Here is a 26,963-nt window from a genome sequence, read left to right on the forward strand (position 1 = left end):
GTTGATAGCTGACGGGACCGGCCCGCAGACTGCGCGGGCTTCACGGGGACACGGGGAAGGGACGCGCTCATGGCGTGGGACGAGTGGGAGCAGCTGAAGTCGGAGGCTGCCGCGGACAGTGAGACCCATATGCGGCTCAACCAGCTGGACCCCGGCTCCGGCCCGGTCCGCCCAGCGCCCGACCCCGGGCAGTACGGCGATCTGAAGGTGAACCAGCAGGACCTGGCGAAGATCGGCACCAACGCGTTCAAGCTGTACAACGACCTCTGGGACAAGGGCCGCAGGGCCGTGCCCACGAGCGAGAGCGCCGCCGGCAAGCTCACGACCGCCGGCTTCGCCCTGGGCGGCGCGCTCCAGCACGTGGCGCTGCGCTGGGACGAGCAGCTGGGGTCGCTGCGGGACGCGTGCGCGCACATCTCGAACCACATGACCGTCACGAAGAAGCTGCACTCCGGCGACGACCACTACATCCGCCGTCAGATGAGCAGCATCGACCTGCTGGACGCGGGCTTCGACGAGCGCGTCGGCGAGCCCGGCAAGCAGAACCCGGTGTACGGCGAGAAGGACGACAAGAAGGGCAAGAAGGACTGATGGATCTCGACGCCCTTCGCACCGCCGACTTCGGCCTGCTCGACGACGCCGTCGAGGACTGGTCGACCATGGTCGGCGACCTGGAGACCCTGACGGACGCCGCCGAGAAGGGTCTGCGCGGCGCCGCCAACGCGGCCAACTGGGCCGGCTACAACGCCACGGTGTCGAAGGAGTTCATCGGCAAGACGTCCGGAGAGTTCGGCGACGCGCACAGCCAGGCCTCGTCCATCCACAAGATCCTCCGGGACACCCGGGACGAACTGAAGAAGTTCAAGGGTCAGCTGACCGACGCCATCGAGCGGGGCCGTCAGCAGAACCTGACCGTGATCGGCTACGAGGGCGGATTCACGGTCACCACGAACGTCCCGCCGGAAGGCCGCGCCACACAGGACCAGGAAAACAAGAGCAAGATCACCGCCCTGCGCGACGAACTCCAGAAGATCCTGGACCAGGCCACCGAGAGCGACTCCTCGGCCGGCACGGTCCTCACGGCGATCGCGGACCGGAGCAGGCTGGGCTTCTCGGACGTGGACTATGCCGACCGGGACGAGGCGGCCGACGCACTCAAGAAGGCCGATGAGCTGGCCGAGATCGTCAAGAAGAACCCCGAGGATCTCACGACCGCGGAGTTCGACCGCCTCAACGCCGGCCTCAAAAAATACGGGAACGATCCACTGTTCGCCGAGCGATTCGCCACGGATCTCGGCCCGCAGAAGACCCTGGAGTTCTGGACGGGAGTCACCAGCCCGTACACCAACTCCGACGTGTTCCGCAGCCGTCTCGACCAGCTCGACGACATGCAGCGGAACCTCGGCCTCACTCTTGCCGCCGCCTCACAGAGTGATTCCGCTGCGATGACCGAGTGGAAGAACAACGTGATCGACCTCGGCGAGAAGCGCATCGGCAGCTCCAGTGGACCCATGGGTTTCCAGGTGATGAGCAACCTCATGCGCGTCGGCGACTACGACGACGCGTTCCTGAACAGGTACGGCACCGAACTCATGGCCACCGAACGGAAACTGACGGGCAACGGCGCACACCCGAACCTCGCCTGGAGCTTCGGCGGAGCCGCCGGAGCCACGCAGTACCTCAACCGCATCGGCGAGGACAGTGGGGCCGACCCGCTGACGGGATTCCTGAGGGGACTCTCCAACAGTCCGGACGCCGCGACACAGTTCTTCAACCAGGAGTACGTCTCGAAGGACAATCCGGACAACCCCTTCGAGCGAGACTCGGACGACGCGAACACATATAAAGGGAAAGTCACCCTGTCCAACTTCCAGTATCTGTTCGAAGAACGGGACTGGCCTCAGGAAATGGACTCCCACGGAGACGATCTCTACACCGGACAGAACAATCTGGCGCTGGCACTGGAGGCGGCCACGACAGGGCATCCGGCGGGCGAGCTGCCGACCGTGGACACGCCTGCCCACAACAGGGAGCAGGCGAAGCTCTTCGAGAGTCTCGTGTCCTCCATCTCGGACGATCCCGGACGGCTCACCGATCACGGCTACATGTCCGACAGCATCGGACAGATCACGTCGGAGTATCTCCCGGACATGAACCGGGCCATGACCGACGTACCAAGGGTGGACTCGCACGGCATCGAGACGGACAAGTGGCGAGACGTTGAGAAGCTGTATCCGGTCGCCGGCTCCGAGGCCGAACTGCAGCACAACGATGTGACCAAACTCCTCTTCGCCGTCGGCCAGAACGAGGAGGGGTACGCCGCGGTCGAGGTCAGCCAGAAGGCGTACATGGGCAAGCTGATGGACTATCACTTGGATCCCAGCCTCCCCGAAGCCGAGCGGGTCTCCGACGATCACAAGCTCGTCATCGAGCAGATCGCTTCGAGGTCGGGTGAGGTCTCCGGCACTCTCAACCTCGGCGCGCGGGAGGCCATCGGATCCGAGGCCTCGGACAAGGACAAGGAGTACGAACACTCCGTGGCTCAGCGCAAGAACTGGATCTCCGGCGGAGTCGGCACCGCCGTCGGCGTGGGAACCTCGTTCATCGCAACCCCATGGGTCGGAGCACTGGCCGGCGGCGCCGCAGGAACGGCGACCAGCGTCATCATGGAATCGGTGTTCCAGGACGCCGAAGGTCACGCCCTGGAGAATGCCCAGAAGACCGGCGGTCAATTCTGGGCGGACGGCCAAGGGAGAAACCAGGCCATCGCAGAGGATGGAGCGCGAGCCGCGGCGGAAAAATATAAATCAATGGATGTCGGCGATGCCGGAATGACTGCACGCGAGGCCGCGAAGCAAGGCTATTTGAACGCGCAGGCAATCGTCAACGGCGGGGCTCCCGGCAGTAATACGGCCTTCTGACCTTGCCGGATCCCACAGAGAGACATCCAATGAAAACTCACCGCACAATTGCGAGAAAGTCCAGTGCGGCCTGGGCCACCATACTCGCGGCTGCCTTTCTCCTGGTGGCATGCAGCGGCGAGGAGCAGAAACGAGAGTACGCACTTCCTGACACACTCTGCGGAACGGCCGTCGACCGTGACGCTCTTGCCCCGTTCCTGCCGACAGGGAGCAAGATCGCTGTCAAGGACAAGTCCTATTCGGGAAGCAAGGGCTGCCAAGTCGTCGTCGACAAGAAGCTGATCGTGACCAGTGCTCAGATGTGGATGGAAGAGGGTAGAACAACAGCCTTCGTAGCGGCCCGGCAGTCGCTCAGCACCCTCGACGAGACTGCGGAGGACGGGCGGTTCGTGTACTCGGGAAATGAGGCATTCGGCAAGACACGCGGCTGCGTCGACACCAAATACAAGCAGGAGCTGTACACGGTGATCCAAGCAGAGGGCTCAGAGTACAAGGACGCCAAAGCCATGAAGCGGCTCATCATCTCTTTCACTGAGGCGGTCGAGAAGTCGGCCGAGTGCACGGCGGGCGCGCTGTAGATGCAACCTCACCGAATGATCAGGAGTCGCGACAGAGAGCTTTGGTCGAGAGTGAGGCGCTCGCTGCCGAAATCACTATCTCTCGCATGCGCCGTTCTTCTTTCCCTCTCCGGATGCGGGGGCAGCGGCGGCAGCGAGAGTGTGGATTCCTCGCTCTCGTTGGCGGAGACCCAGGCGGTGCTGCCGAACGAAAAGGCCGTTCCCGACTGGACCGTGGCGGCCGAACCCATGGCGTACCCGCTGAAGAAGGCGGTCTCGCAGGGCCTGATGAGCTGCTACACGGACGAGGCCTGCGAGGACGTCCGCTACTCCGGACGATCCATGCTGATGGAGAACCGGAAACCGCAGATCAGCTTCGTGATCCTGGCCTATCCGGACACGGAGACCGCTAAGTCGGCGTTCGCGCCGGTGTGGAAGGCCTGGAGCGGGCGGGTTCCCGACGGGAAGTCCCTGGATCTCGGTGACATCGGGGAACAGAGCGACGCCGTCTCAGGAGCGGACGCGTCCCTCGTCCCCGGGTCCAAGGGAGTTCTCTCCCAGGCCCGGGTCGGCAGCGTCATCCTGCTCACCCACGGTGCGGCGGCGCCCAAGGTCGAGATGGAGGACTCGCTCATCGCCGAGTTCGCCACCATGTTCGCGGAGCGGGCGCGCCAGGCGGAGAAGGGCGAGACGCCCTCGGCGGCCATGGCAGGGACCTGACGCCTGCCGACGGACAGCGGAGGGTGGGCACCTCCCGTGCGTGCCCACCCCCGGTTTCTGCGTGTCTACCCCTACTGGAAGTAGCTGGCGCCCTTCAGGTCGCCGCCGCGGTAGTCACCGCCGGCCGTGTGGACCCGCTGGGAGATCTGGACCAGCGCCGCGTGGATGGCGCGGGCGTGCCGGTCCCACTCCGCGGACTTGCCCTGGAACGCCGAGTACGCCTCGCCGCCCCAGCCCTGGGACACGTTGAGGACGGCCTGCTTCAGCGCCTCGAGGTCCTCCTCGAGCTTCTTGGCCTGGTCGCCCAGCTCGGTGGCGAGCGCGTCCATCGTGCCGTACGTGACGGCGAGCTCGTCGTAGTGGACTCCGGACATGGTTCCCTCGTTTCGTCGAAGATGTCAGCCGGGCCGCGCGGCCCGGAGAAGCGTGTGACGGGGTGCCGTCGACGGCTCGTCAGTAGCTGTTGAGCGCCGAGGTCTTGCCGCCGAGGTCCTCGACCGAGATCTTGGTCAGGTCGGCTTCGACCTGGTCCTCGAGGTTGCGCTTGTCGGTCTTGTTCATGTTGATGCCCTCGAGGAAGTCGTCGAGCATCTTGCCGATCGAGACCATGTGGCCGTTGATCTCGGTCTGCTTGGTGTTGAACGCGTTGGCGCCCTGACCCGTCCAGGCCTTCTCGATCATGTCGATCGTGCCCTGGAGCTTCGCCAGCGACCCCCGGATGTTGTCGTAGCGATCGATGACCTCGGTCTGAAGCTTCTGTACGTCGCCGTCATTGAGCTTGCGGTCGACCATGTGGGGCACTCCTATTCGTGAGAGCTGTGGTTCATTTCCGCGCGCCACCAAGTGGTGCCGCGCCGAGTGGGGATCGTCAGGCTCGTCGCCGTGCACGGATCACCGCGAAGGCGCCGCCGCCGATCACCAGTACGGCGGCCGCGGCTCCGAGGGTCACCCACATCGTGGTGTCGTCGGAGGACTCCGAGCTTGATCCTGCCGCCGAAGCCGCGCCGCCTGAAGTGTCCTTGGGGGCTTGTGACGAGGTTGATGCGGAGGGAGAGGCCGAGCTGTCGTCGACACCCGCGGCGTTCTCCGTGGCCAACGGGTCGGTGCCGGCGGCCGCGGGCTTGTAGCCGCTGTCCTCCAGCACCTTACGGGGACGGATCAGGCCGTATCCGAGGTACGTGCTCGGGTCGTCCTTCGCCCAGTCCCGCCCTGCGGTGTCGATCAGGCTGGCCAGCACCTGGTTGGCCGTCCAGTCCGGGTGCGCGGACCAGACGAGGGCGGCGGAGGCGGAGGCGATGGCGGTGGCTTGGCTGGTGCCCTCGCCGTTGCAGTAGGACTTGAAGGTGTTGTCGCACCAGAGCGGGACGTTCAGGCCCGGAGACGCGAGGTCGACGTAGTTGCCGTGTTCGGAGAACTTGCCGACGGTGCCGGCCTTGTCGGATGCAGCGACGCCGACAACGTAGGGGTAGGCGGCGGGGTAGCCGATGAAGTTCTTCGTCTGAGCGTCGTTGCCGGTGCCGGCGATCATCAGCTTGCCCTTGGACTGGGCGTACTTGACCGCCGCCAGTTCCTCGGTGTCATCGATGTCCGACGTGACGGACATGCTGATGATCTTGGCGTCGCTGTCCGCGATAGCCCTGATCACATCCGCCAGCTCAGGGGCCTTCTTTGCGTCAGCCTTACCCACCAGGGCATTCGTGGCGATCCGATACGGGACGATCTTCGCGTCGGGAGCAAGTCCCTTCAGGCCTCCACCCGCACCGGTACCGGCGATCAGTTCCGCCATGCTGGTGCCGTGACCGTCGTAGTCCTCTGTCGCCTTGTAAGCGACAGCCGCGGGCGCCTCGGCAAGCACCTGTCCCTTGAGGGAGGAGGTGTTGGGGTTGACCCCCGTATCGACAACGGCCACCTTCACGCCCTTGCCGGTGCTCACCTTCCACATCTCGTCGGCCTTCATCGCCGACAGGTACCACTGCTCGGACTGCGCATCGATGGCCGTCGCACTCGGCGCCAGCCCGGCCGACAGCACGGCCAAGGCGCCGAGCGCCGAGCAGACGGTGGAGACCCGTCTCCCGTTTCGTCCCGCGAAAGACGCGCTCCACCCACCGCGTCGGCTGATCCCTGACACCATTCCTCTGCCTGTCCTCGCTCTTGTCCGGTCAGTCGGTCGCCGACGTCCCGTCGCGCCGCTCCTCGCGACGCGAACGGGTCTCACCGGAACCCTGCTTGCCCCCGCGACCACGGGGCGCGCCGGCACCGCCCTTGGGCGTTCCGACCACACCCTCGGGACCACCGGCAGGACGGCGAGGCGTCTGCCCCGTGTTCGTCTTGGAGGTGTTGGCCCCGATCACTCCACGCTGGCCGGGCCGCTCCCCCGTGGCGCGTGCGGACGGTGTCCCCTCACGGCCGATGACCGTGCCACGCGGCACCGTCGGGCCCTTGGCGCCGGGGGTGGTGCCGCCGACGGGCTTCCCGCCGACTACCCCGGGGCGACCGGTGCCGTTGCGGCCGGTGTTCATGGCACTCGTGCCGTTGACGGGCCCGCGAGGGGCGCCCCCAGGCTGTTTCCCAACCGGTCCTCCCGGCTTGGGCGTTCCGCCCACCACGCCTCGGCCCATGGGACCGCCGGTACGACCGGCCGCCTGACCGGGCATGCCACCGCGCCCCATGGGACCACCCGTACGACCGGCCGCCTGACCAGGCATTCCGCCACGCCCCATGGGACCACCCGTACGACCGGCCGCCTGACCGGGCATCCCGCCACGCCCCATGGGGCCGGTGCCGGTGCGTCCTGCCGCCGTTCCGCTCTGCGTACCGCCGGTTCGCCCCTGCGCCGAGACAGGCCCTCTGCCTCCACCGAACCCCGTCGTACGGCCGGTCTGGCCGCGCGCAATGGGCGGCGTCCCGACCGGACCGATCGGAGGGTTCGTGCCGACGGGGGGACCGCCGGTGGTCGTCGTCGGCGGTGTCACCGGCGTCGGCTTGGTGGTGTCCTGCGGTGGCAGGGTGCCGACGCTGTCGATCTCCGTACCGATGTGCTCCTTGGGAGGCAGGACGGAGTCGTCCACGCTCGGATGCGACGACGGGTCCGTCGGCCCGGGCCGGGTCGTTCCCGACTCTACGGTGGAATGCTGCGTGCTCCGCGAGTTGCTCGCCTTCGACAGGGACGCGGGGGTCGTCGTCTTGCCGACGCCTTCGTGCCCGTAACCCGGCTCAGGCTCCGGCACCCCCACATCCGGCATCTTCGGAAACACCGGCTCCTCAGCCGTCTGCATCATCCCGCCGGACACGGTGTAGAAGGAGGCCAGCCGGTACATCTGGTTGATGGCTTCCTGACGGTGGCTCTCCGCCTTGACCGCCGCCGTGTACTCCTCGTTGCCGTCGACCCGCTTGGGCGTGGGGATCTCGTCCACCGTCTTGGGGTCGATACGGCTGTCGCGCGGCGGCATGGACTTGCGTACGGAGGCGAGGCCGGAGCTGGCCGCCATGACCTGCGTGCCCACGGTGTCGGCGTAGGTGGCGAGCGCGTAGGCGGTGGTGACCAGGTCGGTGCCCCAGGTGGAGAACGCGGTGTGGGCCTCGCCCTGCCAGTCGATGTCGCCCAGGTTGGTGCCGAGCTCTTCGGCGGCCTTGTTGAAGGCGTCGCGCGCGGCGACGAGGGCGTTGCCCGCGCCCTCCAGCAGCTCCGGGTTCGCCGACTCGACGATGTCGATCATGGCGTTGAGGTCGTAGCCCTCGAAGCTGGTCTTGCCGAAGTGGAAGCCCTGCCCGGACCCGAGACCGAACGGGAGCACCTTGGTCACGTTCATGAACGCGTCGAGGGTGCCGTTCTGCTGGTCGGCTTCCTGGTGTTCCGCCGCGTACTCGGGCTGTTTGTCGTCGCCGCTCATCAGTACCCCGCGTCCGTGTGGTCGGCGTTGTTGTCGCGCTTCTTCTGCTCGTTCAGCATGTCGTCGCGATCCTGGTTGACCTCGGTCCGGATCTCGTGGAACCGGTAGCGGAGGTCCTCTTCGAGGTTGTCGAAGGTGACGTCCACGCCGTGGACGGCGATCTGCATGGCCTCCAGCTGGAGACCGAGCGACTTGGACAGCGACGTGATGCGCTCGTGCACGCGCTCGTACTCCAGGTGGAGCGACTTCGCTTCCGGGAAGTTCCCCATCCCGAAAGCGTCCGCCGTGAGGCTGTGCGCCGCGACCTTCCCCGAGCCGCCGGCCGAATCCTCGAAGGCGGTGAGCAGGTCGTCCACACGCTTCTTGAACGTTGAAAGGGCCATCAGGCCGCGTCGCACGTCGGCGGCGCCACCGCCCATGTCAGCAGGAAGCACGAAGCTTTCCCTCCCCGTTGTCCGTTGCCTGTCCTGAGCAGCCCACGCCCCTCAAGTGTTCATGACCGCAACATGACCACTGTAATGACTTCCACCGACAGCCCCAACTGCCATATGCAACAGCTGTGCTACCGCTGCTGGAAGCTTCACGGGTTCTTCACGGCGGACGTCTGCTCTCACTTGGTTCGTCGTTCCTCCCGCCCCCCACGGGGGCCGAGCAGCACTCGATCAACTGTGTCCATTTCCACACACCGCCGGCACCGTCAGGGCGTGTCCCGACCGCCGGGGCCGTACTCCGCGCGCGGCGCGGCGAGCCGGGCGGCCGTGAGGGCCAGCCAGCCGCCCGGGGTGTACGGGGTCGGCGGTTCGACCTCCATGCCCAGCTCGGCGACGGCCACGGCGTGGTCCGACTCCTCCAGGTGCAGGGCGAGCAACTCGCGCAGTTCTCCGACGAGTCGGGCCACGAGGTGCGGGTCGGTGGTGGTGCGGTAGTCGTCGACGGCCGCGTCGTGGTCGGCGAACTCGTCCGGCATGTCCTGGGAGAACCAGCCGCCGAGGAACTGGGCGAGTTCCGGGAAGCGGGCGTTCCACTCCCAGTGGGTGGCCGGGGCGGCCGGGGGCGGGACCAGGCCCTCCTCCACGCTGCGCCGGATGTGGTCGGCGAGCAGCGTCAGCCAGTCCAGGATCTCCCCGTCGGGCAGGCCGACGTCCGGCAAGGCGTAGAACTCCCCGAGACGGACCTTCAGCCGTCCCGGCGGATTGCGGGCGTACTCCCGCAGCTGGGTCTCGGCGACGGCGAGCGCCCAGGGGCGGGTGTGCCAGGTGTGCCGCAGATAGGCCGTGAGGGCCGCACTCGGCTTCTCCTCGGTGTCGTCGGCCGGCTGCCCGGCGTACGCACGGACGACCTGGTCCAACTCGCCGTAACGGCGGTCGTGTTCAAGGGGTGTCAGCGCCACGGTGACTGCACTGCCTTCACAGGTAGACGGGGAAACTGCCGTGCACGGCGAACCCGTGCGCGGCGGAGGGCTCACGGCGCAGCACGACCCGGGCGGCACGGACGTCGATCGCGCCCCGGCCGGCCAGCGCCATCGCTTGGAGCAGCACCCTGCCGACGGGCTCCTCCCGGGAGGGCCAGGCCGCCTCGATGGTCAGCCGCTGCCGGGTGGACTCCGCCAGCCAGCGGTGGACGACCTGTTCGTTGCGGGTGACCACGTGCTGGGTCGCCCACTGCGCCGTGGCGCGGTCGGGGTAAGTGGCGGTTCGGGTGCGCAAGGGCTTCTCCATGGCGGGAACTACGAGGATCGGGGCAGCACGGCGGTTCGCGTCACATCAACGGAATGACCAGACCATCCCGACCTCCGTCTCCGAAACGAGCACCAATCCGAAATCAAAGGTGCGCGTGGAAAAGGAGTACCACCTCGAGACCCGCTGGTAATAGTCACGGGTAGCGCTGCCGTGCCCGGTGTTCGCGTAGAAATGCGAACCCTCAGGGAAGCGCGAAAGAATGACGCGGGCGTCCGCTTCCAGGGTCTCCCTGCGCTCCTTGAAATCCGGTTCCTTTGTGACATCGATCCAGGGTGTGGAAAGGGCCACCAGGAACCGTAGGGCTTGAGAACGCGGGAGCTCATGCAAGTAGGGCTTCCAGGCGTCAGCCGTCTCGACGGCCTGCGGGGGCATGACGAAGGGGTAGGACGGTTCGTCGAGCCTTTCAAGTTCGCCCTCCCACAGGTCCACCGTGCGCCAGCCGCGGACGTCGCGGGTGTCACCGCGCATCAGAGTGGAAACGTCGAGCACCCAGTTCTCATGCTCCCTGCTCGTCACCTTGGCGATGGTCGCCCGACGCTCGTACATGCCGATCGCCTCCGCCCACGACCGTTCGTCGAGTTCGGCCATCTTCGTCTCCTCGCACATCATTGGGGCATCGTCGTCAGAACCACGAACGGCGGGTCCAGGCTCGGTTCGTACTTGAGTACGGTCAGAACACCATGAGCGTCCTGTGGCGACGTCGGCCGATCGTTCACCACCGGCGCCGTACGCCCTGTCACCGCCGGAATCCCCAGCGGCCCCGAGGGCACCGCACCCACGGTGAATTCACTCTTCTCACCCGGCACCGGGGGCGGAGGACCTTGAATCCACTTGTCGATTTCTGCGGTGTTGGCGCGAACATTGTACTGAGTGTAATACTGGGCCGATTCCAGGTCGACAAACGAGGAAGCCGCAGGAATATCGACCTTGCCCGCACCATTCGCCTCGTCCCGCAACCGCTGCGTCAACTGCTCATCCGTCAGCCCGACATGCTTGTCGATGCTGTGCCCGCCGTACAGTTCCTCCTCGGTCGCGAGGTCGAGGCTGTATTTGTACGGAATTTGGCTCTCCGGCCGCTGCCAGCTGTGTTCCTTCTTGAAGTCGTTCAGGGTGCGGGCGCCGTACCCCGCGGCGCGGGCCGCCTCCGCGCGGAAGGTCGGGACGCTGAGGATCGCCTCGTCCAGTTCGGGGACGAGTCCCTTCACCTTGGTGGCGGCCTCGCTGAAAGCCTGGTGGTACGCCTCGACGGCCCGGTCGGCGGCCCCCTTGTCCATGTGTGAGCGGAACGTGAGCACGATCTCGCCGAAGGCGAGCGTGGCCGTGAGCCGGGTCAGCTCGAACAGGTCGAGGCCGGTGGTCAGGTCCTTGACCGTCGCCTTCGTGGCGTCGATGCCGAGCTGCGTCGTCGTGTCCCTGGTCTTCTTGCACACGTCGGCCAGGTGGTTGAGCGTGTCCTTCAGTGTGGTCGCCGTGTTGCGGAGGATCTCGATGACGGGCCGCTGCTTCGCGGGGACGACGTTGCGGTTCGTCTTCCAGCTGCGGCCGATGGAGACCCGGTTCATCTGGGGGTCGTAGGTCCGGCCCCATTCGGTGGTGCCCCAGATCGTCTGGCAGAACGCCTTCATGGCGCCCTGCCACTCGTCGTTGCCCTTGTTGTTGGTGATGAACTTGATGGCGCTGTTGAAGTTGTCCGAAGCGGCCTTCGCGGACTTCTCGACCGCCTCCCAGCCGGTGGCCATGCCCTTCAGCTCGTCGTCCCGGGCCCCCGGCGTGATCTCGTGCATCTTGCCGAGCCGGAGGCCGTGCTCGATCGCCGGGCGGATGACGTCCGCGAGGAAATCGGGGATCTCGCCGAGGACTCCGGAGATCGCCCAGGAGTCCGCGTCCTCACCAGTACCGGTCCACTTGATGTCGTTGAGCGGTCCGTACGTGGGCACGTTCTCGATGACGGCGGGCGGCTGCTTCTCGACCGGTGGTGGGCCGTACATCCGGCGGGCCTGCCAGTCGGCCTGGACGTATTTGTTCGTCGTGTCCGTAAGACCGACGGCGACGCCGCCCACGCCGACCACGCTCTTCGCCCACAGCTCCAGGAACTTCCCGCTGACCGTCGTGTACGCCGCCGAGAACTGGTCCGCCCCCCAGCCGGTCCCCGCCGACTGGCTGTACTCGTTCAGGACGTCGACCAGGGACCGGGCGCCCTTGTCGTAGTCGAACTGCCCGTCCCGCACCACGAGCGCGGTGTAGTACACGTGCTGGGGCTGTACGTCGAACCCGCCGCCGCTCGTCTTGGGCGAACGGGGACGGGCGGCGGCGGCCTCCTTCGCGCGTTCCTCGTCCGAGGGCAGGTCCTCCGCCATCAGGCGCCGCCCCAGCCGCGCAGCACCGCGAGATGCGCGGCCGCGTAGTCGGCGTGGCCCGTGGTCACGTACTCGTGCAGCCACTTCTGGGCCGCTTGCAGGTCCTGGGCGGAGCGGTCCCACTCGTCGAGCTTGTCGACGAAGACGTCACGGGTCTCGCCCTGCCAGGACAGCACCACGGGCACGACGCGGTCGTAGAGGCCGTCCAGTTTGGTGTTGAGCTGTTTGAGGATGTCCTCCAGATCGGCGGCCAGTTCCTGGAGGGCCGAGAAGGACACGGATATGTATTCGTCAGGTTCGTTGCCGGTCGACATGTTTCCCCCTGTTCGTCGGCGACTTCGGTGCTGGACGGTCTACAGGTCGTCGAGGCTGCTGCGGGGCGCCGTCGGGTCCTCGGTGTTCGGGGTCGACAGCCGGTTCACCTCGCTGTCGACGTCCACCTGGATCTGTCGCATGTGCGCCAGTACGTCGAGGTCGTGCCGGGAGAAGCCGTCGCGGCTGAGCCGTACGGCCTCCTCCAGGAGCTTCATCACCTCGCGGATGCGTACGGCGTCCTCGGCGGCGGCGCGGTGGAAGTCCCGGTACGCCGAGGCGGCCGGGCCGCTCCAGCCGGCCTCGATGCCGTCGACGATCGCGTCCATGCGCCGGACCTGTCGGTCCAGGTGGTCCTGCATGTCGTCGAGGTCGTCGGCGAGTCTGGTGAGGTCCGCGCCGGACACCTTCAGGTTCGGCCGGGCTCCCGTTCCGTGCTGAGCCATGGTGCTGTTCCTCCCCCTGTCCTGCTCCTGTCCCGCATCGGGCCTACTCCGCCCGTGCCACCCTCCGTGCCCGGCGTCGGGCGTCGCGGATGGCCACCGCCGTGCCGCTCGCGCCCGCGACGAGGACCGCCGCGGCGACGGCGACGTAGGTGGCGAGGCGGGTGTTGCGTTCGTCCGGGGTCTCGCCGACCTGGAACTTGGCGGCGGTGGGGGCCTCGGCGTGGGAGAGGCCGTTCTGGGGGTCGGGGGACTCGATGGGGTGGTCGTCCTCCGTCAGGGCGCGGACCGGGTCGACCACGCCCCAGCCGACCAGGATGTCGTGGCCGGTGATGGTGCGCTCGGCCGTCTGTTCGATCTGGGCGACAATCTGGCGGGCGGTCCAGTCCGGGTGCTCGGCCTTGAGCAGCGCGGCGACGCCCGCGACGTACGGCGCGGAGAAACTCGTACCGTTGTCGGAGCAGTGGCCGCCCTGGGGAACCGTGGAGATCATGTCGACGCCGGGTGCCGCGACGCCGACGAAGTCGCCGGACTGGGAGAACGCGGCGCGTTCGTTGTTGCGGTCGGAGGCGGCGACGGCGAGGACACCCTCGTAGGAGGCGGGGTAGGTCTTCTTGACGTTGCCGCCCAGGCCGTCGTTGCCGGCCGAGGCCACGACGACGATCTTCTGGGCCAGGGCCTCGTCGATCGCCTTCTCCAGGTCGGAGGTGGGTTTCACGGCGTTCGAGGTGTCCTGGGAGATGTTGATGACGCCCGCCTTGGCCTGGATGGCGTAGCGGATCGCCGCGGCCAGGGTGTCGGTGGTGCCGTGGCCCTCGGCGTCGTTCTGCTGGATCGGGATGATCGTCGCCTCGGGGGCCAGGCCCACGAAACCGGTGCCGCCGACCGGGCGGGCCGCGATGATGCCGGCGACCTTGGTGCCGTGGCCGACGGTGTCCGTCGTGCCGTTCTCCTTGCCCCGCTCGATCGGGTCGCCGTTGTCGTCCTTGAGGCCCTTGGGCAGCAGGTTGCGGCCGCTCTTCGCGTCTACGGCGGCGGTGAGCTGCGGGTTCTTCACGTCCACGCCCGTGTCGATGACGGCCACCCGCACGCCCTCACCCTTGGAGCGGCTCCACAGCTCGTCCAGCAGGACGCGCTGGAGGGACCAGGGACGGCCCGGGTACAGGCCGTTGGGGAACTGGCACTGGTCCGAGTAGGGCAGCTTCTCCGCGGCGGCCGCGGGCGGGGCGAGGACGGTCGCGGTGGTCAGCAGGGTGGCCGCCGCCGCCAGTGTCGTACGAAGCACGGTCGCCGTCCTCCTCAGGAGCCCTGCGGCTGGCGGGCCGCGGCGGTCGACAGGCGCGGGCCGGTGGGCAGGAACTCCGACCAGGTGGCGGGGATCGGCGCCGGGTCCACGTCCTTGTAGCCGAGCAGGGTCTGGGCCTGCTGGGCCTCCTTCTGCTGCTGCTCGCGCTGCTTGGCCGTGGTGCCGATGCCCGCGTCGTCGGTGGCGCTGTCACCGTTGGACTGCAGGACGTACCGCAGGCCGGTGTCGGTGACCAGGAACACCGGTCCCGCCTTGGTCGCGTTGCCCTGGAACTGGCGGTAGAGCTGGCCGGAGCCCGGTGTGACGTAGGCGCTGGAGGAACCGGCCGGCAGCTTCTCCGGGAAGTCGGTGCCCGCCCACGTGCTCAGGGTCGTGGCGCCCGTGTCGCCGTTCACGCCGCGCAGGACGGAGCAGACGGTGCTGCGGCTCCCGGCGGTCGACGACGCCTCGTTGACGGGCGTGGGGTCGCCGGTCGGCCAGCTGTGCTCGGTGCCGAACGGCTTGTCCGGCGTGATCGCGCCGGGGCTGACCTCGTGGGCGTGACCGGCCTGGCCGAGCGGCGCCAGTTCCTCGCTGAACAGCAGGAGCTGGGCGACGAACGCGGAGACGGGCGCGACCCGGCCGGGCAGCACCACGTAGTACTGCTCCGCGTTGTTGTCGAACGCCTTGAGGACCGTGCCGACCTTGTTCGTCGCGTCGTCCAGCTGGCCCGGCGCGCCGGCCGGGGCGCCCGGCGTCCCCTCGATGTCCGGGAAGGTGATCGCGTCGCCCCGGTGCAGGGTCGCCAGCCACTCCGCGGAGACCCGCTGCGGCTTCCGGTTGGAGCCGACCACGGCACGCAGCAGCAGCTCGTCGCCCTTGTCGACCGGGTAGGCCCGGCCCTCCGCGTCGGCGACGTACTGCTTGCCGTCCGGATCGGCGACGTACAGCAACTGGCCGCCGCTGAGGCGGCCCTTGCCGTCGGTCGCCTTCATCTCGTCGCCGGAGAGGACCAGCGCGGCCTTCTGGACGGAGTCGCCGCCGCCCGCGCTCGGGCGCTCGCAGACCGCCCAGCGCTTCGTCCGGCCGGCCTCGGAGGCCGAGGGCAGCCGGTCGGGGGCGTACGGGATGCCGATGGTGACGCCGTGCGGGATCTTGCCGTTGTCGAGCACCGACTCGGCGACGGTGACGACGTCGCCGCCGCCGGCCTCCAGGAGCAGTTTCGCGGAGGCCATGTTGAGGACCGGGTGGAGCTGGACCTCGTTGTCGGTCTTCAGGACGACGTACCGCGTGGTCGACTTGCTGGCGATGATGACCTTGGCGTTGGGTTGGTCCCAGCCCTTCGGCGCGGTCGGCTTGAACATGCCCCACGCCCCGAAGACCGCCATGACGATCACCCCGACGATGATGCCGGGCAATATCGCGCGCAGTGGTCGCGGCGCCCCCTCCTCCGAGCCGTCGGGCGACGACTGGAGAAAGGCCGCGAGCATACGGCGCTTCGCGAAGGTGTAGGCATTGAGCTGATCGCGCCGGGATGCCATCTGTCTCTGTCTCTCCCCGTTGTCCGTCCTGGCCGCAACTGCGACGCCACGGTCCCCCGCCCCCGATGTCAGAGCGGCCCCCTACTATGCCTGGTATCCGCCGTGGCTTGGGGAGCGGGTAGGGTTCCCGGGCCGTCAAGTGCCCTGTGCGGTGCTGAAATGCGGGTGAGTCGTGAGCGATACGGGGGGATGGAGTGATGGCTTCGGGAACGCGCGAACGCTCCGGTGGCCGAGCGCGGACGCGGGGCTCCTCGGCCCCCCGGCCGCCGGCGCCGCAGCGCGCGTCGGGATCGGGAGCGCTTCAGCTCAAGGCACGTTCGGGGCACGGCGGGGCATTCCGGCTGCAACGCCTCGTGCTGTGGGAGATCGCGGCCGCGGCGCTGCTGGTCGGCTGGGCGATCGGCCCGGTGGGGCTGGGGGTGGCGGGAGCCGTCGCCGTCGTGCTGGTGGTGCTCTCGGTGGCCCGCCGCCGCGGGCGTTCCCTGCCCGAATGGCTGGCCACCGCACGCGAGTTGAAGGCCCGTCGGCGTCTCGCCGAGAAGCTGGAGATACCGGCCGGGACCGAGCCGGGCTTCGGTCCGGCCCTGGAGTGCGACCCGAGCCTGCGGACCTACACCTACGGCGGCCGTGACCGCCGTCCCGTCGGGATCGTCGGCGACGGCACGTTCGTGACGGCCGTCCTCCAGGTCGAGGCCGACGCGACCGCGCTGCGGGCCGAGCGCGACCGGCAGCCGCTGCCGCTCGCCCTGGTGCACGACGCGCTCGACGTGGACGGCATCCGGCTGGAGTCCGCGCAGATCGTGCTGCACACCCAGCCCGCGCCCGCGCTGCACCTGCCCCCGCAGTCCGTCGCCGTCTCCAACTACGCCCCCCTTCAGGAGCAGACCGGCGCCCCGGCCGTGCGCATCACCTGGATCGCGCTGAAGCTGGATCCGGAGCTGTGCGCGGAGGCCGTGGCGGTGCGCGGCGGTGGTCTCGTCGGCGCGCAGAAGTGCGTGGTGCGGGCCGCCGACCACCTCGCGAGCCGGCTCACCGGCGCCGGGTTCCGGGCGACCGTGCTGGACGAGGAGCAGCTGACGGCGGCCATCGCCACGTCGGCCTGCGCCAACCCGCTGGTGACGGCGGAGGCCGGGCGGACCGGTGCCCTGGAGCGGCGGACCGAGGAGTCCAGCCGCAGCTGGCGTTGCGACAACCGCCGGCACACCACGTACTGGCTGCGCCGGTGGCCGTCACTGGGCGGCGGCAACGGGCCGTCGCTCCCCCAGTTCATCGCCCTGGTCACGGCGGTTCCCGCGCTCGCCACGACGTTCAGCGTCACCCTCGCGCGCGGCGAGCGGCAGGAGGTGTCCCTGAGCGGGCATCTGCGGGTGACGGGGCGCAGCGACGACGAACTCGTGGCGGCCCGGCGCGCGGTGCAGGGCGCGGCCCGGCACACCGGCGCCGGACTCGCCCGCCTGGACCGCGAACAGGTGCCCGGCATTCTGGCCACTCTGCCCCTCGGAGGTGTTCGGTGACGGCGACGACGACACGGGCGGCCACCGCTCCCGGTGAGCCGGAGCCCACCACGGGCCGGCGGGGCGACCGTTCGCTGCGCAGCGGCTTCGGTCTCCTCGGCCCGCGGCACGGCCGCCACTCGGTGACGGTGGAACAACTGGCGTCGCTCGCGCTGCCCATCGGGGACGACGGTGTCGTCATCGGCGTCGACGCGGAGGGGCGGCCCGCCGTCCTGGGCCTCAACCGGCCCACGCCGTACGACGTCGTCCTGATCGGCGGTCTGTGGACGGCCCAGGTGCTCGCGCTCAGAGCGGCGGCGACCGGCGCCCGGGTGGCCGTGGAGACGGGACGGCCGCAGGCCTGGGTACAGATGGTGCACGCCATGGGCGGCGGGCAGAACGGCCTCGCGGTGTACGAGGTCGGCCGGGTCCCTCCGCAGGGCGCGTCGGCGGGCACGCCCGTGCTGGTGGTGCGGGACTGCGGGATGCGCCCGCCGCGCGGACGTGTGGCGTCCGGTCCCTGGCAGGCCGTGCTGACGCTGCTGCCGTATCTCAGCCCGGTCGCCCCGCGGCTGCTGCGGCAGGCCCGGCTGGTGGGCGTCCAGCGGATCTCCCCGGACGAGGCCACGGAGCTGGGCCGCGCGCTGACCCTGCCCGGCACCGACGTGGAGGCGCTGCCCACGCTCTCCGACGGCCTCACACTGTGGTGCGCCGACCGCGACCGGCAGTATGTGATGACCCAGCCCACGGATGCCGAGATCGGACTGCTGGGAACGCCTCGGCGGATGGACTGACCGCGCTTTCCCCTTGCGGTGTGCGGCACTTCCGCTGCTTTGACCGGTTTACGGAGTGGGGTGACCCGCGTGACTGACCTGTGCCGAGGGGTGGGCGGGCCTGCCGGGGCGGGGCATCTGATGATTAGGCTGGTACGGGGCGCGACACCGAGAACCCAGGGGGTGGGTGTCGACGTCCCCGGGGAGGGCCGGCACATCGGACGACCTCTGACGGCCTCGAAGCCACTTCGTACGACGAGAAATGGTCGCCCCGGCACGGCATGAGGGTGCTCGACCACACCAGGAGGAATTGTGAGCAGCGATCGGGACGGGATGCGCGGGGGCTGGGCCACACCCGGCGATGACCAGCCCGACGCGGAGTCCGCCATCGAGACGACGGGCGAGTTCACCATCGACTACGCACCGCCCGCCTGGTACACGCAGAACGCGGGCGGGGGCCCGGGCGCCACGGCGGCTCCGGCGCCCACGCCGGCCCCGACGCCGGCCCCGACGCCGGCTCAGGGTGCTCCGGGTGTTCCGGGTACCCCGGGTACGCCTCCGGGGGGTTTCCCCGCGCCCGCCGGTGATCCGGTGCCGGGGCTCGCTCCGCCCGCACCGGCGAACGCGGCGCCCGGGGCGCCGTTCGCTCCGCCCGGCCCGCCCGTCTCGCCCGCGCCTCCCGCACCGCCGGTGGCCGGGCAGCCCGGACAGGCGCCCTTCGCGCCGCCCGCGGCCCAGACTCCGGGAGCCCCGTTCACGCCCCCCGCGCCGCCAGCGCACGCCGTGCCGCCCACCGGGGAACCGGTCGCCGTACCGGGTCTCCCGACGGGCAGCGGATTCGAACCGCAGCAGCCCCGGCCGGCCCAGCAGCCTCAGCCCGTCCAGCACCCGCAGGTTCCGGCTCCGGCGCCCGTGGCGCCGACGGCCGCCGAGGAGAGCGGTGCCGGGAACGGCGACCTGGAGAGCGGCGCGACCATGCGCATCTCCTCGGTGGCCCTGAAGCGGCAGATCGCGGAGCGCGCGGCCGCGGCGGAGGCCGGGGCCGAGGAGTCCGCGGAGCCGGAGCACCGGGCCGCCGTACCCGCGGAGACCGACGGCTCGGTGGAACCCTCGGAGCCCGAGGAGCCCTCGGCGGACGGTTCGGAGCCGGAGACCGAGGCCGAGGCGCAGGCGCAGGCGCAGGCGCAGGCGCAGGCGCAGGCGCAGGCGCAGGCGCAGGCGCAGGCCGAGGGTGCCGTCGCCGCCGAGGAGGCGGTGTCCGAGACGGACGCCTCCGCCGACGCACCGTCCGACAGCACCGAGGACACCCCTTTCACCGACGACGCCGAGGCACAGGGCGCCCCGTCCGCCGGCGCGTCGACGGACGCGGGCCCCGCGGACTCACCGGACGCGGCGGATGCCGCGGATGCCGCGGACGCACCCGTCCCCCCGGCGGAGGCCGCGCCGCGGGACGACGCCGCGCAGGACGGCGTGCCTCAGGGCGGCGCACCCGCCGCGCCGCCCGCCTGGACTCCCCCGCCGGCCCCGCAGAGCGGTGTGCCGCCGCTGCCGCCGTCGTACCAGCCCGCCGCGCCCGCGCCGGCGGCCGAGTGGCCGGCCCAGCCGCAGCCCCAGGCCCAGCCGCAGCAGGTGGATCCCGTGGCGGCCGCACCGGCCGGGCCGCAGCACGTCCCCGCTCAGCCGGCACCGCCCGCCCCGCAGCCGGGCTACGGCTTCCCGCAGCCCCCCGCGCCCGTACCGGCACCGGACCCCGCCGCACAGCAGCCCGGCTACGGCTTCCCGCAGCCGCCCGCGCCCGCACCAGCACCGGACCCCGCCGCACAGCAGCCCGGCTACGGCTTCCCGCAGCCGCCCGCGCCCCACGCCCAGGCCGGCTACGGCTTCCCGCACCCCGGCGGCGCCCCGGCGCCCACTCCCCCGGCACCGCCCGGTGGTTACGGCTTCCCCCAGCCCACCGGCGCCCCGGCACCGACCCCTCCCGCACCGGCCGCGCCCGGCGGTTACGGCTTCCCCCAGCCGCCCGCCCAGGCCGGCTACGGCTTCCCGCAGACCGACCAGGCCCAGCAGGCCCAGCAGCCGCCGCAGGCCGCCCCCCAGCCGCACCCGGGCATCCCCCCGCAGGCGGACGGGCAGCCCCCGGCGGCCGCACCCGCCCCCCAAGGCTTCCCCGGCGGGGCCCCGCAGCAGTCGGCCCCGCACGTCCCGCAGCCCCCGCACGTCCCGCAGGACGCACACGCGCCTCACGACACGCCCCCCGCGCCCCAGATCCCGCACCAGGCCGTCGACCCCCGGATCGGGGCCGCCTGGCCGCAGCCGATCCAGCACGACCAGCGGCAGCCGGTCAACCCCGGTGCCGCGCCGCTGGGTTACACCGCGGCCGTGGAGCTGTCCTCCGACCGTCTGCTCAACAACAAGAAGCAGAAGGCGAAGAGCAGCCGTCCGACCGGAGGCTCCTCCCGCTTCAAGATCGGCGGCAAGAAGGAGGAGGCCGAGCGGCAGCGCAAGCTGGAGCTGATCCGGACGCCGGTGCTCTCCTGCTACCGCATCGCCGTCATCAGCCTCAAGGGCGGCGTGGGCAAGACGACCACGACCACCGCCCTCGGCTCCACGCTCGCCACCGAGCGGCAGGACAAGATCCTCGCGATCGACGCCAACCCGGACGCCGGCACGCTCGGCCGCCGGGTGCGGCGCGAGACCGGGGCGACCATCCGTGACCTCGTCCAGGCGATCCCGTACCTCAACTCGTACATGGACATCCGCCGGTTCACCTCACAGGCGTCCTCCGGGCTGGAGATCATCGCCAACGACGTCGACCCGGCCGTCTCCACGACCTTCAACGACGAGGACTACCGGCGCGCGATCGACGTGCTCGGCAAGCAGTACCCGGTCATCCTGACCGACTCCGGCACCGGTCTGCTCTACAGCGCCATGCGCGGGGTGCTGGACCTGGCCGACCAGCTGATCATCATCTCGACGCCGTCGGTCGACGGGGCGAGCAGCGCCAGTACGACCCTGGACTGGCTGTCCGCACACGGCTACGCCGAGCTGGTCTCCCGGTCCATCACCGTCATCTCGGGGGTGCGCGAGACAGGCAAGATGATCAAGGTGGAGGACATCGTCGGCCACTTCGAGACGCGCTGCCGGGGCGTCGTCGTCGTGCCGTTCGACGAGCACCTCGCCGCCGGTGCCGAGGTCGACCTCGACATGATGCGGCCCAAGGTGCGGGAGTCGTACTTCAACCTCGCGGCGATGGTCGCGGAGGACTTCGTCCGCCACCAGCAGATGCACGGCCTGTGGACGAACGACGGCAACCCGCCCCCGGTCGCCGCGCCCCCGATGCCGATGCCGGGCCAGCCCATGCCGGGCCAGCCGTACCCCGGCCAGCCCCTGCCCGGACAGCAGACGCCGGGACAGCCGTACCCGGGCCGGCCCCTGCCGGGCGGGCAGACGCCGGGACAGCCCCTGCCGGAGCAGCCGTACCCCGGCCAGCCGTACCCGCCGCAGGCGGCCGCCCAGCCGGGTCAGCCGTACGGCCAGCCGCACCCGGGCCAGCCGTATCCGCAGCAGCCGTACGCCCCGCAGGGCCAGCAGCCGTACCCGCCGCAGCCCGGGCAGCCCTACCCGCAGCAGCCGCAGCCGCCGGCGGGCTACGGCTACCCCCAGGCACCCCAGGCGCCCCAAGGACAGGCCCCTCAGCCGGACGGGCAGCCGCAGACCCCTCCCCCGCCTCCCCAGCAGTAGCCGCACCACGGCAAGAGGGGCGGCCGGTGTCCGAAGACACCGGCCGCCCCTCTGTCGTCGACTCTCCGGACCCGCCGCTACCGCGCGGACGCCGCCGCCACCAGTTCCCGGCAGCGCTGCACGTCCTGAGCCATCTGCTCCAGCAGTCCCTCGAGGGAGTCGAACTTCGCCTGGCCGCGCACGAACGCGAGGAAGTCCACGGCGACGTGAAGCCCGTACAGGTCGAGGCCGATGCGGTCGATGGCGTACGCCTCGACCGTGCGCTCGGTGCCGTCGAACTGCGGGTTGGTGCCGACGGAGATCGCGGCCGGCATCACCTCGCCGCCCGCGTGCAGCCAGCCGGCGTACACGCCGTCGGCGGGGATCGCGGTGTGCGGCAGGGTCTCGACGTTGGCGGTCGGGAAGCCGAGTTCCCGTCCCCGCTGGGCGCCGCGCACGACGACGCCCTCGACGCGGTGCGGCCGGCCCAGGATCTCCGCCGCGCCCGTGAGATCGCCCTCGGCGACCAGACGGCGGGTCAGGGTCGAGGAGAACGGCTCCCCGCCGCCCGCCTCACCGCGCACGAACAGGTCGACGACCTCGACCTCGAAGTCGTACACCTTGCCCTGCTCGGTGAGGAACTCGACGTTCCCGGCGGCCTTGTGGCCGAAGCGGAAGTTCGGGCCCTCGACTACGGCCAGGGCGTGCAGCTTGTCGACGAGGACCTTCACCACGAAGTCGGCGGGCGAGAGCTTCGAGAACTCGGTGGTGAAGGGAAGGATGAGGACCGCGTCGACGCCCAGTTCGGTCATCAGCTCGGCGCGGCGGTGGTGCGGGGAGAGCAGCGGCGGGTGGCTGCCGGGGCGGACGACCTCGCTGGGGTGCGGGTCGAAGGTGACGACGACGGCGGGAACGCCCAGCTCACGGGCGCGGTCCACGGCGTGCCGGATGATCAGCTGGTGTCCGCGGTGGACTCCGTCGTAGGAGCCGATGGTGACGACGCTGCGTCCCCAGTCCTCGGGGATGTCCTCCAAGCCACGCCAGCGCTGCACTGTGACCGCTCCTCGAACCCTTGTCCGTGTCCATCGTTGACCCTTACGCAGGTCTAAGGGTGCCATGCCGGGTGCTCGCCGCCCGCATCGGCATGGTGGCTGTGACTCGACCCACGCCTTCGACCCGCGCCTTCGGCCCCCATCCGGGCCCCATCCAGGCCCCGTCCGGGCCCCACCCGGACCCCCCGGGGCTCACGTCAGGGGCGCATACCAGGGGCTCACACCCCTGCCCCCAGGGCTCACGCAGGCACCCGCGCCCCCGCCAGGTTCTCCAGCATCCGCCGTGCGCTGGGCCCGACCACGGCCGCCCATTCCTCCGGCGCCCCGGTGAGCCAGCCCGTCACCTGGGCGGCGAAGCCGGGGACATGGCGGCCCAGGTCCACGAGCCCCCGGTCGAAGCGGGCCGCGCCCTCCGGCGTCCGGACGAGCAGCAGGCCGGTGCGGTGGACCAGCGCGCGCAGTTCCTCCCCGCTCCACTGGGCGGCCGCGTGCAGGACGGCGTCCAGCACGGCCGTGGCCCGCTCACGCGACAGGAGGAACTCCAGCAGTTCGCGGCGCAGCGGCCGGGAGCCGGGCGCGCCGGGAGCGGCCAGCACGGCGGCCACGGCGGCCCGCACCGGCTCGGTCCCGCCGTCGGCCAGCAGGCCCGTGACCAGCGGGACCAGTACGGCTCCGGCGGCCGGTCCCTGGTCGAGCCGCAGATCGACGTACGCGGCGACGTCCCCGGCGGCCTCCGGATGCCGTTCCACCGCCTCCCGGACGAGCGCGGCGACCGGCCGGGCGAGCACGGGCGTGGTGGCCTCGGCGAGCGCGCGCAGCGTACGGCCCGCGCTCGCGTCGGGGCGGCGCAACCGGGTCCGGACGGCGTCCAGGACCGGCTCGGGATCGGTGTCCAGCGCGCTCAGGAGCGCGGTCAGCAGTGCGTTCGGCGGCAGCTGCGGATCACCGGCCGCGAACCGCCGGAGTGCCTGCGGCAGATACCGGGCCCGGGTCCTCGGGTCATGGACGAGGAGGCCGAGGGCGCCCGTGTGCAGGGTGCAGTCGGCGGGGCGGGCGAGCAGGGCGAGGGCCGCGTAGCGCAGCAGGCTGCGATCGGCGTCCGTCGACACGTGGGGGGCGGCGCGCAGCCCGTACGCCACCGCCGCGACCCGGCGGGCCGGGCGTTCGTCGTGCGCCCACCGGTCGACGGCCCGGCACAGGGCGGAGGGCTCCTCCTCGGCGAGGACGGCGAGCAGCTCGTCGGCCCGCCGGTGCGCACAGCCGACCAGGGTCTCCATGAGGTCGTCCAGGGCCCCGTGCCGGTGGGTGTGCAGCAGCGCCTGCGCGGCGGTCGCCACGGTCGCGTGCGGCGCCGCGGGCAGCGGCCGCTCGTCGTCGAACCAGCGCGTCAGCCACGGCTGTACGGCGGCCGGGTCGGCGGCGAGGAGCCGGGCCACGACGTCGAGGTGGCGGGGGCCGCGGAGTTCGTCCGCGTCGGGCGGGGCCGTGTCGGCGAGGACCAGGCGGCGCAGCAGGTCGAGGAGGTGGCCGGGCGGGAGGGCGAGGCCGGTCCAGAAGGCGGGGCCGAACTCCGGGCACCGACCCGCACCCCAGCCGTCCGGTCCCCCACCACCGGCTCCCCCGCCGTCCCCTCCCCCATCACCGGCTCCCCCGCCGTCCCCTCCCCCGCCACCGGCTCCCCCGCCGTCCCCTCCCCCGCCACCGGCTCCCCCATCGGCGCCGCCCTCGCCGCCCGCCGCCGCGACGCGGTCGGCGAGCAGACGCAGGACCGCGGTGTACGGGGTCGCGTCCGGGACCCGCAGCAGGGTCTCGGCGAGCAGTCGGGCGGCCCACCAGGAGCCGGGGTCGGCGTCCAGCGCGTGGGCCAGCTCCGCCAGGCGGTCGGCGAGCCGGCCGGTGCCCTGGTGGCGGGCCAGGAGCAGCAGCGCCTGGACGACGGGGCCGATGCGGTGGTGCGGGACGGGGAGGGGGTGGCCGCCGTCCGGGGTGCGGCGGCGGTGGACCAGGGCGCGCAGGGCCTCGTCCAGGTCGAGGTGGAGGCCCTGGATCCAGTCGGCGAGTTCCTCGTGGGCGAAGCGGTAGCCGCCGCCCGCGGGCACCAGCAGTCCCTCGGTGAGCACGGCGGACGCCCAGCCGGTGCCGCCCCCGAGACGGGCCGGTGCCGGGCCCCACGGGAACACCGCCTCGAAGGACGCCCGGTCGAGCTCGCCCTGTCCGGGCCCGAGGCTGCGGCGGGCGGCCTCGTGCACCTGCCCGGCCACCTTCGCCGCGAGCCGCCGTACGGCGGTGCCGCGCAGGCCGTTCCCGGCGGCGAGGCGGACCGCGATCCGCAGGCACATCAGGTCGAGGTAGGCGCTGAGCACGTCGTCGCGGTCGACGGGGCCGGCGGGCGGGGCGGCGGGGAGCGCGGCGCGGACCTCGCCGAGGAGCCGGAGGGTGAGGGGGTGGCGGGCGTCGGACGCGGCGAGCGCGGTCTCGGGCACGGCGTACCGGGTCCGTGCCTCGTGGGCCTCGTCGGGGGTGAGATCGCCGAGGCGGACGCAGGGCGGCAGCGCGCCCGCCGTCGTGTCCCCGGTGCCCCGGTCGCTGCCGTGCAGCTGCTCCGCCGGGAACTCCGCCCCCGCCCGCTCCCAGTACTCCGCGCGGCAGGCCACCACCAGCCGTGCGCCGGCCTCCCGCAGCCACCGCGCGGTGCCCTGCGTCCATTCGGAGAGCCGGTGGGCGAGGACCGGCGGCATCTCCTCGGGGCCGTCGAGGAGCAGCAGCAGGGGGCGGCCGGCGGCGCGGGCGAGGCGGGCCAGACGGGCGGGGCCGAGGTCGCCGAGGGCGGTGGCGGAGAGCCCGGTCGACGCGGTCACGATCCGGGCCGCGCGGTGCAGCGCCCGGTGGGCCGCGTCGGCGATCGAGTCGTCGTCGCCTTGGAGGTCGGCGCCGCGCAGCCAGAGCGTCGGGGCGGGTTCCGTGCCCCGGTTGCGGCGAGCGGCGAGCGCCGCGAGTTCGGTCGTACGGCCGCTGCCCGGTGCTCCGACGAGGCCGAGGACGGTCGCGGGGCTCGTGGCGAACGCGGTGAACTCCCGTGCGGGAGCGGCGCGTTCGACGGGCGGCACCAGGGTGTGGGGGCCCGGGTCCGCGGCGGTTCGGCCGAGGTGGCCGGCGAGGGTGCCCGGGGGGCCGTCCGAGCCCACCGAGGTGGCGGTGAGTTCCAGGACTCCGGCGAGGTTGAGGTCGGCGCCGTAGGCGGGGACCGTGGCCGCGTTGCGGGCGAGGAGTTCGGCGAGCGGGCCGTCGGTGGCGGGGCGCAGCGGGACGGCGAAGCCGGCGTCACGGGCGCCGCACCGGAGGGCGGTGCCCAGGACGGCGACGACGGCGCCGGTCGTGGCGTCGAGCACCGGTCCCCCGGCCGCGCCGCCGCCGAGCCGCAGCGCGTCCCGGCCCGCCGTGCCGATGGCCAGCTCCAGCGCGTCGTCGAGGAGGTGGACGCGGTCCGTGGCCGTGTAGGTGACGGGTGTCTCGGCCAGCACGCGCGCCTCGCGCCAGCAGCCGGCCTCCAGCCGGACGTACGTTCCCGGCCCGACGGCCTCCCGGACGGTCAGCGGCAGCGGGTCCGCGCCCAGGCCCTCGGTGCGGACGAGGGCCAGGTCCGACTCGGGGAGCGGGGTGACCGCGTCGGCGGTGACGACACAGCCGCGGTTCCCGGCGGCGTACAGGACGAGCCGGGGCAGGCCGTCGACGGCCTCGTGGCTGGTGACGACCGTGCCGTGGTGGTCGGCGACGAAGCCGGTGCCCCGGGGGCGCCCCGCGAGGTCGCGGATGCGGACGAGGGAGGCGTCGGCGGTGGGCCGGTCGTCCGGGGCGTCGGCCGGCGGCGGGACGCCCGGGGATTCGGTGGGTGCGTGGTGGCCGCCGTCCGGCCGCGGGATCCGTGCCGCCATCGCCGTACCTCCCCGCCGTGCCCGTCCGCCTGACTTCGACGGTAGGGGCGGGATGATCAGCGGGACAGATCTTGGGACGAACGCGCCCCCTCACGCTCCCTCGGTTCACTCCGAGCGCCTGCCCGGACGGGTGAATGAACCGGGGCCGTTGGATACACCCTAGGGGTGGGGGAACCGAGGGGGGACCGTGGAGCGGCGAACACCCCGTGTTCGCCGCTCCACGGACAG

The 26,963-nt window shown here is 71.3% G+C and carries 22 protein-coding genes; 7 read left to right on the top strand and 15 right to left on the bottom strand.

Annotation, left to right across the window (positions count from 1 at the left end; translation table 11 throughout):
- Positions 1 to 69: 69 nt before the first annotated feature.
- The 4 genes from IE275_RS25100 (at position 70) to IE275_RS25115 (ending at position 4,198) form a co-directional block, all read left to right on the top strand.
- The gene (locus tag IE275_RS25100; RefSeq protein ID WP_189713671.1) at positions 70 to 591 is read left to right on the top strand and encodes a hypothetical protein; all 522 of its coding nucleotides are present in this window, start codon (positions 70 to 72) and stop codon (positions 589 to 591) included.
- A complete protein-coding gene (locus tag IE275_RS25105) occupies positions 591 to 2,921 on the top strand; it encodes a hypothetical protein (RefSeq protein WP_189713672.1) in 2,331 nt (776 codons plus the stop codon). Before IE275_RS25100 ends, IE275_RS25105 begins: the two co-directional genes overlap by 1 nt.
- 29 nt (positions 2,922 to 2,950) lie before the next feature.
- The gene (locus IE275_RS25110; RefSeq protein WP_189713673.1) at positions 2,951 to 3,499 is read left to right on the top strand and encodes a hypothetical protein; all 549 of its coding nucleotides are present in this window, start codon (positions 2,951 to 2,953) and stop codon (positions 3,497 to 3,499) included.
- Between the two features lie 177 nt (positions 3,500 to 3,676).
- Positions 3,677 to 4,198 (top strand): hypothetical protein, encoded by a 522-nt coding sequence (locus IE275_RS25115; protein WP_189713674.1) that lies wholly within the window; start codon positions 3,677 to 3,679, stop codon positions 4,196 to 4,198.
- 71 nt (positions 4,199 to 4,269) lie between these two features.
- Here IE275_RS25115 and IE275_RS25120 read toward each other — a convergent pair whose 3' ends face one another.
- From IE275_RS25120 to eccB, 13 genes are all read right to left on the bottom strand, one after another.
- Positions 4,270 to 4,572 (bottom strand): WXG100 family type VII secretion target, encoded by a 303-nt coding sequence (locus IE275_RS25120; RefSeq protein ID WP_189713675.1) that lies wholly within the window; start codon positions 4,570 to 4,572, stop codon positions 4,270 to 4,272.
- 79 nt (positions 4,573 to 4,651) lie between these two features.
- Complete coding sequence (locus IE275_RS25125; RefSeq protein ID WP_189713676.1) at positions 4,652 to 4,990, bottom strand: WXG100 family type VII secretion target; 339 nt, start codon at positions 4,988 to 4,990, stop codon at positions 4,652 to 4,654.
- 76 nt (positions 4,991 to 5,066) lie between these two features.
- Entirely contained in the window at positions 5,067 to 6,233 is a 1,167-nt protein-coding gene (locus IE275_RS25130; RefSeq protein ID WP_229870545.1) for a S8 family serine peptidase, read from the bottom strand.
- Positions 6,234 to 6,357: 124 nt separating this feature from the next.
- Positions 6,358 to 8,088 carry a WXG100 family type VII secretion target gene (locus tag IE275_RS46850; RefSeq protein WP_189713678.1) on the bottom strand — a complete coding sequence of 577 codons (1,731 nt, stop codon included), beginning with the start codon at positions 8,086 to 8,088 and terminating at the stop codon, positions 6,358 to 6,360.
- Positions 8,088 to 8,522, bottom strand: a complete 435-nt coding sequence (locus IE275_RS25140; protein WP_229870546.1) for a DUF2563 family protein — start codon at positions 8,520 to 8,522, stop codon at positions 8,088 to 8,090. The genes IE275_RS46850 and IE275_RS25140 overlap by 1 nt, the downstream gene beginning before the upstream one ends.
- Positions 8,523 to 8,785: 263 nt before the next feature.
- Positions 8,786 to 9,478 (bottom strand): contact-dependent growth inhibition system immunity protein, encoded by a 693-nt coding sequence (locus IE275_RS25145; RefSeq protein ID WP_189713679.1) that lies wholly within the window; start codon positions 9,476 to 9,478, stop codon positions 8,786 to 8,788.
- 16 nt (positions 9,479 to 9,494) lie between these two features.
- The gene (locus IE275_RS25150; protein WP_189713680.1) at positions 9,495 to 9,794 is read right to left on the bottom strand and encodes an RNase A-like domain-containing protein; all 300 of its coding nucleotides are present in this window, start codon (positions 9,792 to 9,794) and stop codon (positions 9,495 to 9,497) included.
- A gap of 57 nt (positions 9,795 to 9,851) precedes the next feature.
- Positions 9,852 to 10,415, bottom strand: coding sequence for a hypothetical protein (locus IE275_RS25155; protein ID WP_189713681.1), 564 nt, complete (start codon positions 10,413 to 10,415; stop codon positions 9,852 to 9,854).
- Positions 10,416 to 10,432: 17 nt separating this feature from the next.
- Complete coding sequence (locus IE275_RS25160; protein WP_189713682.1) at positions 10,433 to 12,184, bottom strand: RNase A-like domain-containing protein; 1,752 nt, start codon at positions 12,182 to 12,184, stop codon at positions 10,433 to 10,435.
- A complete protein-coding gene (locus IE275_RS25165) occupies positions 12,184 to 12,498 on the bottom strand; it encodes a WXG100 family type VII secretion target (RefSeq protein WP_189713683.1) in 315 nt (104 codons plus the stop codon). The genes IE275_RS25160 and IE275_RS25165 overlap by 1 nt, the downstream gene beginning before the upstream one ends.
- Before the next feature lie 39 nt (positions 12,499 to 12,537).
- Entirely contained in the window at positions 12,538 to 12,942 is a 405-nt protein-coding gene (locus IE275_RS25170; RefSeq protein ID WP_189713684.1) for a WXG100 family type VII secretion target, read from the bottom strand.
- Positions 12,943 to 12,985: 43 nt separating this feature from the next.
- Complete coding sequence (gene mycP, locus IE275_RS25175; protein ID WP_189713685.1) at positions 12,986 to 14,224, bottom strand: type VII secretion-associated serine protease mycosin; 1,239 nt, start codon at positions 14,222 to 14,224, stop codon at positions 12,986 to 12,988.
- A gap of 14 nt (positions 14,225 to 14,238) precedes the next feature.
- The gene (gene eccB, locus IE275_RS25180; protein ID WP_189713686.1) at positions 14,239 to 15,765 is read right to left on the bottom strand and encodes a type VII secretion protein EccB; all 1,527 of its coding nucleotides are present in this window, start codon (positions 15,763 to 15,765) and stop codon (positions 14,239 to 14,241) included.
- 197 nt (positions 15,766 to 15,962) lie between these two features.
- Here eccB and eccE point away from each other — a divergent pair, with 197 nt between their 5' ends.
- The 3 genes from eccE (at position 15,963) to IE275_RS25195 (ending at position 21,772) form a co-directional block, all read left to right on the top strand.
- Positions 15,963 to 17,279 (top strand): type VII secretion protein EccE, encoded by a 1,317-nt coding sequence (eccE, locus tag IE275_RS25185; protein WP_189713687.1) that lies wholly within the window; start codon positions 15,963 to 15,965, stop codon positions 17,277 to 17,279.
- Positions 17,276 to 18,052 (top strand): hypothetical protein, encoded by a 777-nt coding sequence (locus tag IE275_RS25190; RefSeq protein ID WP_189713688.1) that lies wholly within the window; start codon positions 17,276 to 17,278, stop codon positions 18,050 to 18,052. Before eccE ends, IE275_RS25190 begins: the two co-directional genes overlap by 4 nt.
- 291 nt (positions 18,053 to 18,343) lie before the next feature.
- The gene (locus tag IE275_RS25195; RefSeq protein WP_229870549.1) at positions 18,344 to 21,772 is read left to right on the top strand and encodes an SCO5717 family growth-regulating ATPase; all 3,429 of its coding nucleotides are present in this window, start codon (positions 18,344 to 18,346) and stop codon (positions 21,770 to 21,772) included.
- A gap of 77 nt (positions 21,773 to 21,849) precedes the next feature.
- Here the strand turns inward: IE275_RS25195 and IE275_RS25200 are convergent, their stop codons facing one another.
- Complete coding sequence (locus IE275_RS25200; RefSeq protein WP_189713689.1) at positions 21,850 to 22,803, bottom strand: bifunctional riboflavin kinase/FAD synthetase; 954 nt, start codon at positions 22,801 to 22,803, stop codon at positions 21,850 to 21,852.
- Positions 22,804 to 23,042: 239 nt separating this feature from the next.
- The gene (locus tag IE275_RS25205) at positions 23,043 to 26,735 is read right to left on the bottom strand and encodes a trypsin-like peptidase domain-containing protein (RefSeq protein ID WP_189713690.1); all 3,693 of its coding nucleotides are present in this window, start codon (positions 26,733 to 26,735) and stop codon (positions 23,043 to 23,045) included.
- Positions 26,736 to 26,963: the final 228 nt, after the last annotated feature.

Origin of the sequence: Streptomyces phaeofaciens (assembly GCF_014648915.1) — a bacterium.
In the GTDB taxonomy this organism is placed as follows: Bacteria; Actinomycetota; Actinomycetes; order Streptomycetales; family Streptomycetaceae; genus Streptomyces; species Streptomyces phaeofaciens.